Below are 17,056 nucleotides of genomic sequence, written 5' to 3'. Positions count from 1 at the left end.
CGGTTGCAAAATTTCAGGGTCATGCTGTAGACCCGCCCGGGCGTGGCAAGAAGCCGGCTCTCTCTTTGTACGCAATTCCTGTGGGAAAACCGCTAAGCACTTTTCCTGGAATTGCTCTAGGTTTTTGGTGGAGACATTGATGCCGGATTATGACGTGCTTTGCATCGGCAATGCCATTGTCGACATCATCGCCCAGTGCGAGGAAGACTTCCTCGAAACCAACGGCATTATCAAGGGCGCGATGAACCTCATCGACACGCAGCGCGCCGAACTGCTCTACAGCCGCATGGGCCCGGCGATCGAGGCCTCCGGCGGCAGCGCCGGCAACACGGCGGCCGGCGTCGCCTCCTTTGGTGGACGCGCCGCCTTCTTCGGCAAGGTCTCCAATGATGCGCTGGGCGAAATCTATGCGCACGACATCCATGCCCAAGGTGTCGCCTTCGACACCAAACCGCTCACGGGCGAGCCGCCGACGGCGCGCTCGATGATCTTCGTCACGCCCGACGGCGAGCGCTCGATGAACACCTATCTCGGCGCCTGTGTCGAGCTCGGACCGGAAGATGTCGAGGCCGACAAGGCATCGGGCGCCAAGGTCACCTATTTCGAGGGCTATCTGTGGGACCCGCCACGCGCCAAGGAAGCGATCCGGCAGACGGCCAGGCTGGCCCACGCGGCCGGCCGCGAGGTTTCGATGACGCTGTCGGATTCGTTCTGCGTCGACCGCTACCGCGACGAGTTTCTCGACCTGATGCGCTCCGGCACGGTCGATATCGTCTTCGCCAACAGCCACGAGATCAAGTCGCTCTACCAGACATCGTCCTTCGACGAGGCGCTGGCGAAGATCCGCAAGGACTGCAGAATAGCCGCCGTCACCCGCTCGGAAAAAGGCTCGGTCATCGTGCGCGGCGACGAGACCGTGGTCATCCAGGCGACCACGATCCGGGAGCTGGTCGACACGACGGGCGCCGGCGACCTCTACGCCGCAGGTTTCCTGCACGGCTACACGCAAGGCCGCGACCTCAAGACCTGCGGCGACCTCGGCTCACTGGCCGCCGGCCTCGTGATCCAGCAGCTCGGCCCAAGGCCGAGGCAGAATCTGCGCCGCGAGGCGGAACTGGCCGGGTTGCTGTAGCTGAAAAGCCCGGCGCTTCTGTTTTAAACAGCCGGCCGCGGCACAGCCCTTCGCAGGCTCAGGGCGTTCGAAGCTCGAAAAGCCAAGCATTTGGCTTTTCGTCCGCTGCGCGGACCGCTTCTCACCGTCGCGTGATTGTCACATATCGCTCCTACACGAAATCGAGAGCGTCCTGTGACTGACATTTCGGGGCGCCTGCGTTCAGATGGGGTGTTGAAAGATGCAAGACAGCAAGCTGTCGGGCGGCGCGTTCCGTTGCCGCCATGATTTCCGTTTTCCGCACTAGAAATCCAGCAATCGGCCGCGGCTGAGGGAGGAGCGCGCGCGGCCGGAAGACAGATGCATGAGCAGATTTCAGACTACCGGTCTTGGACAGGACGACTTCGCGGAGATGGTCGCGGAGGGCGTCGAACGCGCGCTTGCCCATTATGACGAGGCGATCAACCAATCCACCGTTGTCTCGGTCGGCAAGATCGCCGGCAGCATAGCGTCGGCCGTCACCTTGCTGTCGCCGAAGCACCAGCGCGCCATCCATGCCGACCTTCCGGGCCTTGCCTCGAAATTCGTGCGCGCTGGCGGCGGAAGCCGCGCGCCGCAGCGAGGCCGGGGCCACGAACCTGCCAACCGCCTTGTTGGCCGATGAGACGGTTCCCCCACCACCCCAGTCCGACGACCTCGAATCGATGCTGATCGAGGACTGGGCCGGACACGTCGCCGGCTCGACCTATCTGGAAGAGAATTTGCGCATCGCCCGCTCGACCCTGCACCGCTGGCAAAGGCGCGGCGACGTCATCGCCTTGCGCAAGGGCGGCCGCAAACACGTTTTCCCCTGGCGCAGTTCGTCGACGGCAGGCCGGTGGCAGGCATCAGCGACGTGCTGTCGCTGATCGGCAATCCGAGACTGACCTGGCTGTGGCTGACACGGCCGGCAGCGCAACTCGACGGCCGCATTCCGATCGACCTGCTGCGGCAGGACCAGATCGAGGAGGTCGTCGAGGCGGCGCGGGTATTCGCGCCGGGCTGAAGCCGGCACGGTCGGGATGTCGGTGTCGACGTTAAATTCGCGCCGATAGCTCTACGCGGTCTTGCGAAGGTGAGGCCCGGACGATGGCTGTTGCGGCGTCATTTCGCTGGCGGTGACCAGCCGGTTACGGCCGCTCTTTTTGCCGATGTACATCAGCCGGTCGGCGAGCGCGATCAACGCTTCGCAATCGCCTGCTTCCGCCGGATACATGGCGACGCCGACGGTGCAGCCGACCTGAATGGCGCCATTGGGCGTCGGAACCTTGATCCGCAACCGTTCCAGGATGCGTTCGGCGACGCGTACGGCCTTCAGCTGCGCCAGATCGGTGTCGGCCGAGAACAGGAAGGCGAACTCGTCGCCGCCAAGCCGGGCGACGAAATCGGCGCTGCGCAGGATCGAGCGAAGCTGGCTCGACACGCGCTGCAGCAGCGCATCGCCGGCCTCATGGCCGAGCGTGTCGTTGACTTCCTTGAACCGGTCGAGGTCGATGAACAGAAGCCCGGCCGCCTCGCCGGTGGCGCCGCAGCGGGCGACCACCGATTTGAGCTCGTTGTGGAAGGCACGCCGGTTGGGCAGGTCGGTCAAGGCATCATGGTTGGCCGAATGGTCGCTCTGCTGCTTCGCCACCTCGATCTCGCGCTTTTGCGCGGACAGCTCCTCGTTGGCGGTCTTCAGGTCCAGAAGCAGCTGGGCGTTGAGGTCCTCGACGACCTTGCGGTCGCTGATGTCGACGACGAAGCCTTCCAGGAATTCGAGTTCGCCGGCTTCGTCCCAGACACCGCCGCCGATCTCGCGGACCCAGAGCGGTTCGCCGACGCTGGGCACGATGCGGTAGTCGACGTTCCAGTTGCAGCGCGCCTCGAGCGCGGTGTCGACGGCGGCATAGACCGACGGCAGGTCATCCGGGTGGATGGCCGAGACATAGTCGCGCACCGCGTTGTGAATGAAATCGCTCGGCCGATAGCCGCTGACGGTGAAGATGCCGTCACTGATATAGAGCATGGTGTAGGACGCGTCGTTGCGGCAACGGTAGAGATAACCGTCCATGCGGCCGGTGATGCTGAGCAAAGCATCCAATCGCTCGTCGTGGTAGGCTCGCTCGCCGACCACGGATACAGAAACTCCGTCATGCTTCATGGCCGCACCCCCATTTGGCGGTCTGAGCGCGCCGTGGATGCCGTTACGGCATGCGGCAAGAGCTTCCCTATATCAGCTGAATCTTATCAATGTCTTATGGGGGATGCGACGGCATTTGGCGCGCCGCCGCGTTCGAAGAGCTAGATCGTTGGCTTCCGCCCTCCAGGACCGCTCGTCAAGTCCCCGCCGTATAAGCCGCGATCGCCGCCATGTTGACGATGTCTGAGTCCTTGGCATTCAGCGACACGATCTGCACCGGCTTGTTCAGGCCGACCAGCAGCGGGCCGATCACCGTCGAGCCGCCGAGTTCCTGCAGCATCTTGGTCGAGATCGAGGCGGAGTGGAACGCCGGCATGATCAGCACATTTGCCGGGCCGGTCAGCCTGATGAACGGGTATTGCGCCATGGCGCGGGCGTTGAGCGCGACGTCGGCGGCCATCTCGCCATCATATTCGAAATCGACGCGGCGTTTGTCGAGGATGCGCACGGCTTCCTGGACACGCTCGGAGCGTTCGCCCTGCGGGTGGCCGAAGGTGGAGTAGGCAAGCATGGCGAGCCTCGGCTCATAGCCCATGCGGCGGGCAAAGCCTGCCGCCTCCTCGGCGATGTCGGCGATCTGCTCGGCGTTCGGCATGTCGTGCACGGCGGTGTCGGCGACGAGGACAGTTTTACCGCGCGCGAGCACGATCGAGACGCCGATGACGCGGTGGCCGGGCTTGGCGTCGATGACGCGGCGGATGTCGTCGAGCGCGGTCGAATAGTTGCGGGTGACGCCGGTGACGATGCCGTCGGCGTCGCCCAGCGCCACCATGCAGGCGGCGAAATGGTTGCGGTCGTTGTTGATCAGGCGCTGGCAGTCGCGGAACAGGAAACCTTTGCGCTGCATGCGCTCATAGAGGTAGTCGGTGTAGATGCCGTTGCGGCGCGACAGCCTTGCATTGATGATCTCAATGCCCTGTTTGTTGAGATCGATGCCGGCGTGCTTGGCGTTTTCCTTGATGACGTCGTCGCGGCCGAGCAGGATGGCGGTGCCGAGCTTCTGGTTCACATAGGAGACGGCGGCGCGCATCACCTGCTCCTCCTCGCCTTCGGCGAAGACGATGCGCTTGGGCTGGCGGCGCACGCGGTCGTAGATACGCTGCAGGGTCGAGGCGATCGGGTCGCGGCGGGCGGACAGTTCCTGCGCGTAGCGGTCGAGGTCGAGGATCGGCTTGCGGGCGACGCCCGACTCCATCGCCGCTTTGGCCACGGCAAGAGGAATTGCCGAAATCAGGCGCGGATCGAACGGCACCGGGATGATGTAGTTGGGGCCGAATTTCGGCCGGTTGCCCTGATAGGCGGCAGCGACATCGTCGGGCACATCCTGGCGCGCCAGTGCTGCCAGTGCACGTGCCGCGGCGATCTTCATGTCGTCATTGATGGTGGTTGCCCTGACATCCAGCGCGCCGCGGAAGATGTAGGGGAAGCCGAGCACGTTGTTGACCTGGTTCGGATAGTCGGAACGGCCGGTCGCCATGATGGCATCGGTGCGGATCTCGGCCACTTCCTCCGGCGTGATCTCCGGGTCGGGATTGGCCATGGCGAAGATGATCGGGTTCTTGGCCATCGACTGCACCATGGCGGTGGTCAGCGCGCCCTTGGCCGAGAGGCCGAGGAAGACATCGGCGCCGTCGAGCGCCTCGGCGAGGCTGCGCGCCTCGGTCTTGACCGCATGCGCCGACTTCCACTGGTTCATGCCTTCGGTGCGGCCCTGGTAGACCACGCCCTTGGTATCGCACAGGGTGATGTTTTCAGGCGCGAAGCCCATCGCCTTCATCAGTTCGATGCAGGCGATGCCGGCGGCACCGGCGCCATTGCAGACCATTTTCGTGGTCTTCATGTCGCGGCCGGTGATCTCCAGCGCGTTGATGAGGCCGGCGGCCGAGATGATGGCGGTGCCATGCTGGTCGTCGTGGAAGACCGGGATGTCCATCAATTCGCGCAGCCGCTGCTCGATGATGAAGCACTCCGGCGCCTTGATGTCTTCCAGGTTGATGCCGCCGAAGGACGGCCCGAGGAAGCGCACGCAGTTGATGAACTCGTCGGCGTCCTCGGTGTCGACCTCGAGGTCGATGGAATCGACATCGGCGAAGCGCTTGAACAGCACCGCCTTGCCTTCCATCACCGGCTTGGAGGCCAGCGCGCCGAGATTGCCTAGGCCGAGGATGGCAGTGCCATTGGAGATGACGGCGACCATGTTGCCGCGCGTCGTGTAGTCGAAGGCGCGGCTGGGATCCTCGGCGATGGCCAGGACGGGCACCGCGACGCCGGGTGAATAGGCAAGGCTCAAATCGCGCTGGGTGGCCATCGGCTTGGTGGCGACGACCTCCAGCTTGCCGGGGCGCCCCATGGCGTGGAATTCGAGCGCTTCCTGCGCGCTGACGGACGGACCGCTGTTCTCGGTTTTCCTGGCCATGATGCTTTTGATTTCCTCGCCGGTGCAGCACCTCCTTGGAAAGCGGGTGCTTGTGTGCTTCCGAATTAAGACCACACACCGGCTCGTGTAAACCGCCAAGCGCAGCAAAGCTGCTTCAAAGCGGACAAGGCCGGTCAGAGCCTCTGCTGCGCCGGCTTGAATGCCGCGATCTCGCGGGCGTGCTGGCGCAGCGTCGCCCAGCGCATCAGGGTCCCGGCACCCTGAAACGGCCATTGGGAGAACGGCGGGTCGCCGCTGCCCAGGCGCTGCTTCAGTGCCGACAGATAGGCGGTCAGTTCCAGCCGCCCGGCCCGTACTTTTTCCAGCGTGCGGCGGCGTATTTCCTCGCGCGGGATGGCGCGGTCGCGGAGCCGCTCGACCGCGCGCCTGATGGCGGCCGGTTCCGGCTCGACGATCATGCAATAGTCCGGGTCGAAAAACACGTCCCGGCCGCCAAGGCTTGGCGTGCTGACGATCGGCAGGCCGGCGAGCAGATACTCCATGGAGGAATACATCGCACCCTCCTCGGCCGACAGGCAAAGGCCGACGGCGGCCTGGTTGTAGACGCGATTGACTTCTGGCGTGGTCAGCTTGGCGGTCATGCCGTCGACGATCGGGTTGGCGATGTGGTGCAGCGGCGATTGTGCCTGCAGGCGGCGGATAAAGGCGCGGGCACCGGCTGGCGGTATTTCACTGATCGAAAAGGTGATGTGGACCAGCCTTTCAATGTCGAGCGCGAGATAGTGCCGCTTGGTGTGCGAGATGCGGCCATTGTAGACGGCATCGAATACGACCGGCACATCCGGCAGTGGGTGGAACATCTCTTCCGAGACCATGAGATTGTGGTTGGAGACGATCGCGGTGCCGCCAGCCGTGGCGACAAGGCGGCGCTCTTCCTCGGTGTTGCAAAGGAAAATCAGCTCGTGAAGCGGAAATCGCTGGGCATACCAGGCGAGATCGCTGCCCATCCTGGCGACGACGGCCGGACGCTCCAATGTCCAGTTCGGCGACAACAACAAGGTCGCACGCCGCGCTGCCAGCCGCCGGCCAATGGCGGCAATGGTGGAGAGCGGGCGGGCGCCGCCGATCGGCGTGTAGAGTATCAGCGGATCGTGACTGACCGCATAAACCGAAACGACCATGCCACCGTCGAGATCCCGCAAAGGGCCATGGACCGGAAGCAGGAAGGGTATCCGCTTGGCGGTTGAAAGCCGGGCCTTGTCAAGAAGATTGCCTGCGCGTGAAGCGATGCCCCGTCGCCTGGAAGGCGAACGGGCTGCGCCAATCATCTCCTCGAATTCCCTTTGGCCAAACCTGTCCATCGAGCCCTGCCCTGTCCGCAGGGATGATTAGGTCCGCCATCCCCTGGTTGCAATGCCTGCCGGGCCGTCAGACCAAGACAGCAGCAATGCGGTCGTCCCCTGCTTTTCGCAGGCCCGGCATTAAACCGCGCGATCACATCTGCTAGCGTGCCGGCCATGAACATGCACAGCCCGAACGAGCCGGACGCCCCCGAGGTGATGACGCCGCCACAGCCTGGCGCAGCCGCCGTCACGCCTATGATGGAGCAGTTCATCGAGATCAAGGCGGCGAACCCGGATTCGCTGCTGTTCTACCGCATGGGCGATTTCTACGAGCTGTTCTTCGACGATGCCGAAAAGGCAAGCCGGGCGCTGGGCATCGTCCTGACCAAGCGCGGCAAGCACCAGGGCCACGACATTCCGATGTGCGGCGTGCCGGTGCATGCGGCCGACGACTATCTGCAGAAGCTGATCGGCCAGGGATTCCGCGTTGCCGTCTGCGAGCAGATCGAAGATCCGGCCGAAGCCAAGAAGCGCGGCGGAAAATCGGTGGTTCGTCGCGACGTGGTTCGGCTGGTGACGCCGGGCACCATCACCGAGGATAAATTGCTGGCGCCGTCGGAATCGAGTTTCCTGATGGCGCTGGGGCGGGTGAAGGGCGGCAGCGACCATTCCTTTGCAATTGCCTGGATCGACATCTCGACCGGCGCCTTCCGGGTTGCCGAGACCACGGCCGACCGGTTGCTCGCCGACATCTTCCGTGTAGATCCGCGCGAGCTGATCGTGGCCGAGCCGGTGTTCCACGATCCCGAACTGAAGCCGGTGTTCGACGTGCTCGGCCGGGTCGCCAACCCGCAGCCCCCGAGCCTGTTCGATTCGGCCTCGGCCACGGGGCGGATCGCGCGCTTCTTCGATGTGGCGACACCGGACAGTTTCGGTACGTTTTCCCGGGCCGAACTGTCGGCGATCTCGGGCGCCATTGCCTATGTCGAGAAGACGCAGAAGGCCGAGCGCCCGCCGCTGTCGCGGCCCGAGCGCGAGGAGCAGGGCTCGACCCTGTTCATTGATCCGGCGACACGCGGCAATCTTGAGCTCTTACGCACATTATCGGGCAGCCGCGAGGGCTCGCTGTTCAAGGCGATCGACCGCACGGTGACCGGCGGCGGCGCCAGGCTGCTCGCCGACCGGCTGATGGCGCCGCTGACCGACCCGGCGGCGATCGGCGCGCGCCTCGACTCGGTATCGTTCTTCCGCTCCGAAACCCGGCTTTGCCAGGCAGTGCGGACGAGCCTGAAGAGCGTCGCCGACATGCCGCGCGCGCTGTCCCGGCTGGCGCTCAACCGTGGCGGCCCGCGCGACCTCGGCGCGCTGCGTGCCGGCTTCGAGGCGGCGGGCGCGATCGCCGAAATCTTTGCCACGACCGCCGTGCCCGGGGAATTGGCCGGCGCAATGGCCGCTATCCAGGCGCTGCCCAAGGCACTTACCCAGCACCTGATGCAGGCGCTCGGCGAGGAACTGCCGCTGTTGAAGCGCGACGGCGGCTTCGTCCGTGGCGGCTACCATGCCGAGCTCGACGAAATGCGGGCATTGCGCGACGAGTCGCGAAAAGTGATCGCCGGGCTGGAACGCTCGCTGATCGAGGAGACCGGCATCCGCTCGCTGAAGATCCGGCACAACAATGTGCTGGGTTACTATATCGAGGTGACCGCCAACCACCACGCGATCATGACCGGCAGCGATGGCGCCAAGGCGCGCTTCATCCATCGCCAGACCATGGCCAACGCCATGCGCTTCACCACGACCGAACTTGCCGAACTCGAGACCAAGATCGCCAATGCCGCCGACCGGGCGCTAAGCATCGAACTGGCGGCTTTCGATGCGCTGACGGCGGAAGCCGTCGGCGAGGCGGAAAAAATCCGTGCCGGCGCCGACGCGCTCGCCGTGATCGACGTGTCGGCGGCGCTAGCCCTGCTTTCGGAAAGCGAGGCCTGGTGCCGGCCGGTGGTGGATTCCAGCCTTGCCTTCGAAATTTCCGGCGGCCGCCATCCGGTGGTCGAACAGGCGCTGCGCCGCTCCGGCGAAGGTCCGTTCGTCGCCAATGATTGCGACTTGTCACCGGAGGGCAGCACCAAGAACGGCGCGATCTGGCTTCTGACCGGCCCCAACATGGGCGGTAAATCGACGTTCCTCAGGCAAAATGCTTTGATCGCCATCCTGGCCCAGACCGGCTCTTTCGTGCCGGCGGCATCGGCCCATATCGGCGTCGTCGACCGGCTGTTCTCGCGCGTCGGCGCCTCGGACGATCTGGCGCGCGGCCGCTCGACCTTCATGGTCGAGATGGTCGAGACGGCGGCGATCCTCAACCAGGCCGGAGAACGGGCGCTGGTGATCCTCGACGAGATCGGCCGCGGCACCGCCACCTTCGACGGCCTGTCGATCGCCTGGGCGGCGGTGGAATACCTGCATGAGAAGAACCGCTGCCGGGCAATCTTTGCCACCCATTTCCACGAAATGACCTCGCTCGCCGGCAAGCTGGCGCGGCTTCACAACGTCACCATGCGGGTCAAGGAATGGGAAAACGACGTCGTCTTCCTGCATGAGGTCGGCAAGGGCGCCGCCGACCGCTCCTATGGCGTGCAGGTGGCACGGCTGGCTGGCCTGCCGGAAGCGGTGGTCGACCGGGCCAAGCAGGTGCTGCACCAATTGGAAGAAGGCGAGGTTTCCGGCAAGACCAACCGGCTGGTCGACGACCTGCCGCTGTTTTCCGTGGCGGTGAAGCGGGAAGCGCCCAAGCCGGTAAAAAGCGACGTGCTCGGTGCAGCGCTCGGCGACATCAATCCTGACGAGATGACGCCGAGGGAAGCGCTGGAAGCGCTTTACCGGCTGAAGGGGCTCGTGAAGTAGTCAAGACAGTCGTTTCATTCGAATGGTAGCGGCCAACTCGTGCTGGAGGCGATTAATTGTCGAAGTCAGCGCGGCACCAGCGTCGTTGCACCATCTATCCGATATGCCGGGGCGCCATGCCGGTCACGGAAGCCGAAATTGCTTGCGTTGCGACCAGGCGATGGCAGCGAGAACCGCTGCCATGACGACAGCGTGAATCCAGTCTTGATGCAGGACGAGGATCTGGGCGAAGAACGCGCCGACACAGACCACCGCCAACAGGGCCGCGCCAAAGAAGGTTGTCCTCGGTACGAGCAGAAGGACAGCGCCGCCGATCTCCAGCATGGCCGTGAAGTAGCGGAACCACTGGCCAAGGCCGACCGCATCGAATTCTGCGACCATTGGCGGCGGGCCGTAAAGCTTCGCGCCGCCGGCTCCTATGAAAGCGAGGGCAAAGACAATCTTGAGCACCCAGAAGGCGATCGGTTTCCATCGAGTTGCGGGGGCGGATGCGGACAGCGACATGACGATTCCCGTGTTAATTTGAATGTGCTGGTGATAATGTGGATGCAGCATCGAAAGCGCAAGTAGGATGGATTTTCTGGTATAGTATGGAAAATATGACCGACACTCCGGAATGTCAGAGCATGGCCGCACTGCGGGAGCCGCCGCCGGAGATCGACGCCACATTGGCTGTCCTCGGCGGCAAGTGGAAAATCCTCATTCTTTGGCAATTGATCGGACGACCTTGCCGATTCAACGAACTACGCCGAGCCATAACGGGTGTCAGCCAGCACATGCTGACGACCCATCTGCGCGAGCTTGAAGGCCAGGGGATCGTCAGCCGAAAAATCTTCGCCGAAGTGCCGCCGCGGGTGGAATATTCACTGACCGATCACGGCAAGACGTTAGGCACCGTGCTGCGTGCCCTGGCGGAATGGGGCAAGACGCATCTCGAGCGTAGCCCTGCGGGCCAGAAACCGTAACGCACGAAGCCTCGCCGCTCAGATCATCTCCAGTCCGCGCTTGCGTGTCGGTGGCGGAAAACCACGGTCGAGATCGGCGATGTCCTGCGGCGTAAGCTTGATGTCGAGCGCGGCAAAATTCTGGCGCACGTGCTCCTGGCTGCTGGCCTTGGGAATGGCGATAACGCCCTCCTGGTGCATCACCCAGGCCAAGGCGATTTGTGCCGCGGTGGCATCGTGGCGGGCGGCGACGGCTTCAAGTCTGCTGTTGCGCGCCAATGCGCCCTGCTCGACCGGCGAATAGGCCATCAGCGGGATGCCGCGCTGCCGGCTCCAGGGCGCGAGATCGAACTCGAGGCCGCGCCGGACCAGATTGTAAAGCACCTGATTGGTCTGGACGTTGCCGCCATTGGCAACGCTGACCAGGTCTTCCATTTCCTCGGTGTCGAAATTGCTGACGCCCCAGTGACGGATCTTGCCGGCCTTCTTGAGCGCCTCGAAGGCCTCGACGGTCTCTGCCAACGGCACGCTGCCCGGCCAATGCAAGAGATAGAGATCGATGCGGTCGGTGCGCAGGCGCTTCAGGCTGTTCTCGCAGGCGCGTTGCACGCCCGCGCGCGAAGCGTTCGACGGTAGAACTTTCGACACCACGAAGACTTCGGCGCGGCGCCCGGCAATGGCTTCGGCCACCACCTCCTCGGCGCCGCCGCTGGCATACATTTCGGCGGTGTCGATCAGCGTGATGCCAAGGTCGATACCGAGCTTGAGCGCATCGACCTCGCTGGCACGGCGACGGGAATCCTCGCCCATCTTCCACGTGCCCTGGCCGAGAACAGCAATGGCCTCGCCGGAGGGCAGCGTGGTGGTTCTGATCGTCGATGACATGGCAGGCTCCGATGGACGGATCGCATCACGGGACGGGCGAGAAATCCAGAGATGTTCTCGCCCAATTCATCGTCGCGAACAGGCTCACTTCACCGGGTGGGCGGCGAGCCAGGCCTGCATCTGCTTGATCTCGGCTTCCTGCGCGGCGATGACGCCTTCGGCCAGCTTGCGGATTTCCGGGTCCTTGCCATTGGCAAGTTCGACCTTGGCCATGTCGATGGCGCCCTGATGGTGTGGGATCATGCCGCGGACGAAATCGACATCGGCATTGCCGGTGTATTGCGACGCCATCATGTCGGCATGCATCTTGTCCATCGCCGCCTTATAGCCTTCGGTCGAAGGGCTGGTCGCGTCCATGGACATGCCAGCCATGTCGTGTTTCATCTCTTCGCTCTGCGCCGGAACGCTTTCGAGGAAGACGGCGAGCAGCATTCCGGCTGCCATCAGCAAAAGCACGAGTTTCTTGGCCAAGGTCATTCATGGTCTCCTGTTAAATGGTTTTCGTATTTGGGGGCTTGGATCAGAGTTTCAACGTCCGCAGACGCAATGCGTTGGCGATGACGGAAACGGAGGACAGGCTCATCGCCGCCGCCGCCAGCATCGGCGACAACAGCATGCCGGTGAGCGGATAGAGCACGCCGGCGGCGACCGGCACGCCGAGCACGTTGTAGAGGAAGGCGAAGAACAGGTTCTGGCGGATGTTGCCGATCGTCGCCTGGGCGAGCTTACGGGCCCGGACGATGCCGTTGAGGTCACCCTTGACCAGAGTGATGCCGGCGCTTTCGACCGCGACATCGGCGCCAGTGCCCATGGCGATGCCGACATCGGCGGCGGCCAGGGCCGGTGCGTCGTTGACGCCGTCGCCAGCCATGGCAACACCGGCGCCCTTGCCACGCAATTCCTCGACAAGGGCTGCCTTCTGTTCCGGCAGCAGGCCGGCACGAACCTCATCGATGCCGAGGCTCTTGGCGATCGCCTTCGCCGTGCGCTCATTGTCGCCGGTCGCCATGACAATCCTCAAGCCACTGTCATGCAGCGCCTTGATCGCCTCGGCAGTGGTCGCCTTGATGGGATCGGCGACGGCGACGATGCCAGCCAGCTTTTTGCCGACGGCGATGAACATCGCCGTCTTGCCATCGCTCTGCAGCGCTTCGGCACTGACTGAGGCGGCGGAAACGTCGACGCCGAGGTCGTGCATCATCGCGGCATTGCCGAGCGCGACAGTCTTGCCCGACACCGTGCCGGAAACGCCCTTGCCGGTGACCGCTTCGAAGCCTACGGCATCGGCGACAGTTACGCCACGCGCGGCGGCGCCTTCGACGATGGCTTCGGCCAACGGATGCTCCGAGCCCTTCTCCAGGCTTGCGGCGAACCCCAGCAATTCGTCTTCGGAAAAGCCGTTTGCTGCGACAACGTCCGTCAGTTTCGGCCGGCCCTCGGTCAGCGTGCCGGTCTTGTCGACGATCAGCGTGTCGACGGAGGCAAAGCGTTCGAGTGCCGCCGCTTCCTTGATCAGCACGCCGGCATGCGCCCCGCGCCCGGTGGCGGTCATGATCGACATCGGCGTGGCGAGGCCGAGCGCGCAGGGACAGGCGATGATCAGCACCGAGACAGCCGAGACGACGGCGAAGATCAGGCTGGGCTCGGGGCCAAAGACGGCCCAGGCGATGAACGCCACGATCGCGACAAGGACGACGGCCGGAACAAAGTAGAAGGAAACGCGGTCGGCCAATCCCTGGATCGGCGCGCGCGAGCGCTGCGCCTTGGCAACGAGTTCTACGATGCGCGCAAGCGTGGTCTCGGTGCCGATCCTCTCAGCGCGCATGATCAGCGAGCCGTTCTTATTGAGCGTGCCGCCGGTGAGGGCGTCGCCCTCGACCTTTTCGACCGGCAACGGCTCGCCCGTGATCATCGATTCGTCGATGGAAGAGCGACCTTCGAGCACGGTGCCGTCGACCGGGATGGCGTCGCCTGGCCGGATGCGCAAGCGATCACCGGCCTTGACGCTGTCCAGCGGCACGTCAGTCTCGGAGCCGTCTTCGTCGATACGCCGCGCGGTCTTGGGCGCCAGATCGAGCAGAGCGCGGATCGCCGATCCGGTCTTTTCGCGGGCGCGCAATTCCAGCACCTGGCCGAGGAAGACCAGTGCGACAATCACGGCCGCAGCCTCGAAATAGACGGGCACCGCACCGCCATGGCTGCGGAACTGATGTGGAAAGATGTCAGGGAAGAGCGTGGCGACGACGCTGTAGAGGTAGGCCGCACCGACGCCGAGCGAAATCAGCGTCCACATGTTGGGGCTGCGGTTGATGACCGACTCCCAGCCACGGTGGAAGAAAGGAAAGGCAGCCCAGAGCACCACCGGACTTGCCAGCGCCAGCTCGATCCAGACCTTCGTGCGATCATCGACCAGGCCTTCGAATGTCAGGCCGATCATCGGCGCCATGGCGATGATCAGAAGCGGGATCGACAGGACCGCGCTGACCCAGAGCCGCCTGGTGAAATCGACCAGCTCGGGATTTGGCCCTTCATCGCCTGATGGTACCCCCATCGGCTCCAGCGCCATGCCACAGATCGGGCAGGAGCCGGGCTTGTCGCGGACGATTTCTGGATGCATCGGGCATGTGTATTGCGTGCCCTTGGGCGCCGGCATCGGCGCCGGCCGGTCGCCAAGATAGGTTTGCGGTGCCGCCTCGAATTTCGCCTTGCAGCCGCCGGAACAGAAATAGAAGCCCTGGCCCTCATGGCGGACAAAGTGCCTGGCGGTGGCGCGGTCGACGCCCATGCCGCAGACAGGGTCGGTGGCCGTCAGATAGTGTTCCGGCGCAGCCTGGAATTTCGTGCGGCAACCTTCACTGCAGAAATGATAGAGGCGGCCGCCATGCTCCGATGTCGGCTTGCCGGCGGCTGGATCCACGGTCATGCCGCAGACCGGATCGCGCAGAACCGTCTCCACGGCCGTGCCTTTCGCCGCACAGCAGCCGCCATGGGCGCCGTGTGTGTGGTGTTCGTCGTGGTGATCATGATCTGAATGCGTCATTCCAAAATGCCTTTGTGCCTCTGCCTGACGCGGAGGTAGTGCTTCCAGTAACTGGAAGGTCAAGGCCTGTTGCGATTTTTCGCGTTTCGAGTCCGGCCTGGGCGGTTCGCCGCGAAAAAGCCCACATTGCATAGCGCAGCGTATGCTAATGTAATCGACCCCTCCAACGTGATGCCGATCCCATCAGGGCATGAAGTGTCTGGTCATCAATCTTGATCGGTCTCCCGACCGGCTCGCCCATGTCGCGGCGGAGTTTGCCCGCATCGGTATCGCTTTCGAACGAATCACTGCAATCGACGCCCGCGAGGATCCGGACCTGATGCTCCAGCCTCAGCATGCGAAGTACGCCATACGGCGTCTGTCCCCCAGCGAGATTGCCTGCATGCACAGCCATCGCGCCTGCTGGGCCGTCATTGCTCATGACGAAGCGCCCTACGGCGCCGTCTTCGAGGATGACATTGTGTTCTCCGCGAATGCCGGCGCCCTGCTTGCCGACGGCGGCTGGATTCCAGCCGATGCCGATACCGTCAAGCTCGAGACATTCTTCAGTAAAACCATGATCCAGAGGAAGAGGACCGCTGTCGGCCACGGCTTTTCCGTGTTCAGGCTCCGCAGGAGCCATATGGGGACCGGCGGCTACATCCTCTCCAGGCAGATGGCACGCGATCTGCTGGATGCCACCGCGCGGGCCAACGCGGCCGCCGATGACATTCTCTTCAACCCGGTGTTCCCGACGTCGGGTGAAAAGACGATCTATCAGCTTGTTCCGGCGCTCTGCGCGCAGGACCAGTTCATGGGCAGCAGACTGCCAAGCCTGCTTCACGAGGAACGCGAAGCCGAATGGGTCGCGAGCGGGCTGACCACGAAACGCCGAAAGCCCCTCCGCGAAAAGATGAGGGTGGAAACCAGGCGCATCGCCGAGTGGATTGTCGACCACTGCAGACTACGGCGGTACACAGTTGTCCCCTTCGATCCACCCGAAGCAGAACGATAGATTTGTTTCCGTCCGCCGGGGCCTGATATCCGGCCCGGCCACAACGCGCAGAGACATCGGTGAAAAACCAGCTTATCCGGCACCCACGGTCGGAAACTGCTTGCCCTCATCAAGGAAAATCTTGGGCGCCGGGCGAATTCCGCCTTGCCGCCAGTGACCTTGAATAGAAAATTCCTCCGGCCAGCCGCGACATGTCATCTCCCGGTAATCCTGGGAAGATAGTCGCTTTAAAAGCTTGGCTTTCTGATTGTGGCATAATATCCACTCCAGAAAAGATCAACAAACCATAACGTCACCTGTGCTAGAAGGCTCCTGCGCTGCTTGGCGACTCCCGCCGGTTGCGGTGGAAGCAAGGATTTTGTACAAAGAATTTTGAACAGAATAGCTCGTAAAAATGAAGCGTCTGGTTATCAACCTCGATCGATCTCCCGACCGGCTTGCCCACATGGCGTCGGAGTTCGCCCGTATCGGCATCGGGTTCGAGCGGGTCGCGGGGATCGATGCCAAGGAACATCCCGACCTGGTGCTGCAGCCACAGCACGCGATACACGCCATCCGGCCGCTCTCCGGCAGCGAAGTCGCCTGCCTGCATAGTCATCGAGCCTGTTGGACGATCATTGCCCAGGACGAGGCCCCATACGGCGCCGTGTTCGAGGACGACATGGTCTTCTCAAGCAAGGCTGGGGCGTTGCTGGGCGATACGAGTTGGGTGCCGGCGGACGCCGATGTCGTGAAGCTCGAGACGTTCTTCTCCAGAACCGTGATCCAGAGGAGAAGGACCTCCGCCGGACATGGTTTTTCCATGGTCCGGCTCCGCAAGGGCCATCCGGGGGCCGGGGGTTACCTGCTGTCGCGGCAAACGGCACGCGCCTTTCTGGAGGCAACGGCGCAGATCAACATAGCTGTCGATGATCTCATCTTCGACCCTGTCATGTCGGCCGGCAGGACTGTCTACCAACTTGTTCCGGCGCTCTGCGCACAGGACCAGTTCGTCGGTGAAAGGCTGCCAAGCCTGCTCGACCAGGAACGCGACGCCGCGCGGACCGCGAGCGGGCTTATGACAAGGCAGAGGAAGCCGGCAGCCGTGAGAATCAGCAGAGAGGCCGGGCGAACCATGAGGTGGATCGCCGATTTCTGCAGATTCCGGCAACGGATTGTCGTTCCCCTCGACCCGATCGAGGCAACGGAGTAGGCCGCTTGCCGGGCCACCGGCAGGCCCCATACCCAGCGCCGCGAAAAC

General features: G+C 63.6%; 12 protein-coding genes and 1 pseudogene. 6 read left to right on the top strand and 7 right to left on the bottom strand.

Annotated features, from left to right (window positions below):
- Positions 1-139 precede the first annotated feature (139 nt).
- Positions 140-1,132, top strand: coding sequence for an adenosine kinase (locus AC1D05_RS12345; RefSeq protein ID WP_477440988.1), 993 nt, complete (start codon positions 140-142; stop codon positions 1,130-1,132).
- A 343-nt stretch (positions 1,133-1,475) separates the two neighbouring features.
- A pseudogene (locus AC1D05_RS12340) lies at positions 1,476-2,156 on the top strand (antitoxin Xre/MbcA/ParS-like domain-containing protein).
- 51 nt (positions 2,157-2,207) lie between these two features.
- Here AC1D05_RS12340 and AC1D05_RS12335 read toward each other — a convergent pair.
- The 3 genes from AC1D05_RS12335 to AC1D05_RS12325 all read right to left on the bottom strand — a co-directional run bounded on the left by AC1D05_RS12335 (position 2,208) and on the right by AC1D05_RS12325 (position 6,890).
- On the bottom strand, positions 2,208-3,293 hold the full coding sequence (locus tag AC1D05_RS12335) for a GGDEF domain-containing protein (protein ID WP_477440987.1): 1,086 nt from the start codon (positions 3,291-3,293) through the stop codon (positions 2,208-2,210).
- Between the two features lie 175 nt (positions 3,294-3,468).
- Positions 3,469-5,748, bottom strand: a complete 2,280-nt coding sequence (locus tag AC1D05_RS12330) for an NADP-dependent malic enzyme (protein WP_477440986.1) — start codon at positions 5,746-5,748, stop codon at positions 3,469-3,471.
- Positions 5,749-5,882: 134 nt separating this feature from the next.
- Entirely contained in the window at positions 5,883-6,890 is a 1,008-nt protein-coding gene (locus AC1D05_RS12325; protein ID WP_477440985.1) for a glycosyltransferase, read from the bottom strand.
- 336 nt (positions 6,891-7,226) lie between these two features.
- Between AC1D05_RS12325 and mutS the strand changes: the two genes are divergently transcribed.
- Positions 7,227-9,953, top strand: coding sequence for a DNA mismatch repair protein MutS (gene mutS / locus AC1D05_RS12320; protein WP_477440984.1), 2,727 nt, complete (start codon positions 7,227-7,229; stop codon positions 9,951-9,953).
- 123 nt (positions 9,954-10,076) lie between these two features.
- On the opposite strand, the gene AC1D05_RS12315 is transcribed toward mutS, so the two are convergent.
- Positions 10,077-10,508: a DoxX family protein gene (locus AC1D05_RS12315; protein ID WP_477440983.1), complete on the bottom strand. Its 432-nt coding sequence runs from the start codon at positions 10,506-10,508 to the stop codon at positions 10,077-10,079.
- Between the two features lie 71 nt (positions 10,509-10,579).
- Here AC1D05_RS12315 and AC1D05_RS12310 point away from each other — a divergent pair, with 71 nt between their 5' ends.
- The gene (locus AC1D05_RS12310) at positions 10,580-10,918 is read left to right on the top strand and encodes a winged helix-turn-helix transcriptional regulator (protein ID WP_477440982.1); all 339 of its coding nucleotides are present in this window, start codon (positions 10,580-10,582) and stop codon (positions 10,916-10,918) included.
- Between the two features lie 18 nt (positions 10,919-10,936).
- Here the strand turns inward: AC1D05_RS12310 and AC1D05_RS12305 are convergent, their stop codons facing one another.
- From AC1D05_RS12305 to AC1D05_RS12295, 3 genes are all read right to left on the bottom strand, one after another.
- Positions 10,937-11,782 (bottom strand): aldo/keto reductase, encoded by an 846-nt coding sequence (locus AC1D05_RS12305; protein ID WP_477440981.1) that lies wholly within the window; start codon positions 11,780-11,782, stop codon positions 10,937-10,939.
- An 84-nt stretch (positions 11,783-11,866) separates the two neighbouring features.
- Positions 11,867-12,259 carry a CopM family metallochaperone gene (gene copM / locus AC1D05_RS12300; RefSeq protein WP_477440980.1) on the bottom strand — a complete coding sequence of 131 codons (393 nt, stop codon included), beginning with the start codon at positions 12,257-12,259 and terminating at the stop codon, positions 11,867-11,869.
- Between the two features lie 43 nt (positions 12,260-12,302).
- On the bottom strand, positions 12,303-14,822 hold the full coding sequence (locus AC1D05_RS12295; protein ID WP_477440979.1) for a heavy metal translocating P-type ATPase: 2,520 nt from the start codon (positions 14,820-14,822) through the stop codon (positions 12,303-12,305).
- Between the two features lie 190 nt (positions 14,823-15,012).
- Here AC1D05_RS12295 and AC1D05_RS12290 point away from each other — a divergent pair, with 190 nt between their 5' ends.
- Both AC1D05_RS12290 and AC1D05_RS12285 read left to right on the top strand, forming a co-directional pair.
- Entirely contained in the window at positions 15,013-15,816 is an 804-nt protein-coding gene (locus tag AC1D05_RS12290; RefSeq protein ID WP_477440978.1) for a glycosyltransferase family 25 protein, read from the top strand.
- Between the two features lie 394 nt (positions 15,817-16,210).
- Positions 16,211-17,008 carry a glycosyltransferase family 25 protein gene (locus AC1D05_RS12285; protein WP_477440977.1) on the top strand — a complete coding sequence of 266 codons (798 nt, stop codon included), beginning with the start codon at positions 16,211-16,213 and terminating at the stop codon, positions 17,006-17,008.
- Positions 17,009-17,056 lie beyond the last annotated feature (48 nt).

It is taken from the genome of Mesorhizobium sp. P2_E9 (genome assembly GCF_056403815.1).
The sequence above is the reverse complement of the archived record's forward strand: the minus strand, read 5'-3'. Positions and strand labels throughout refer to the sequence as shown.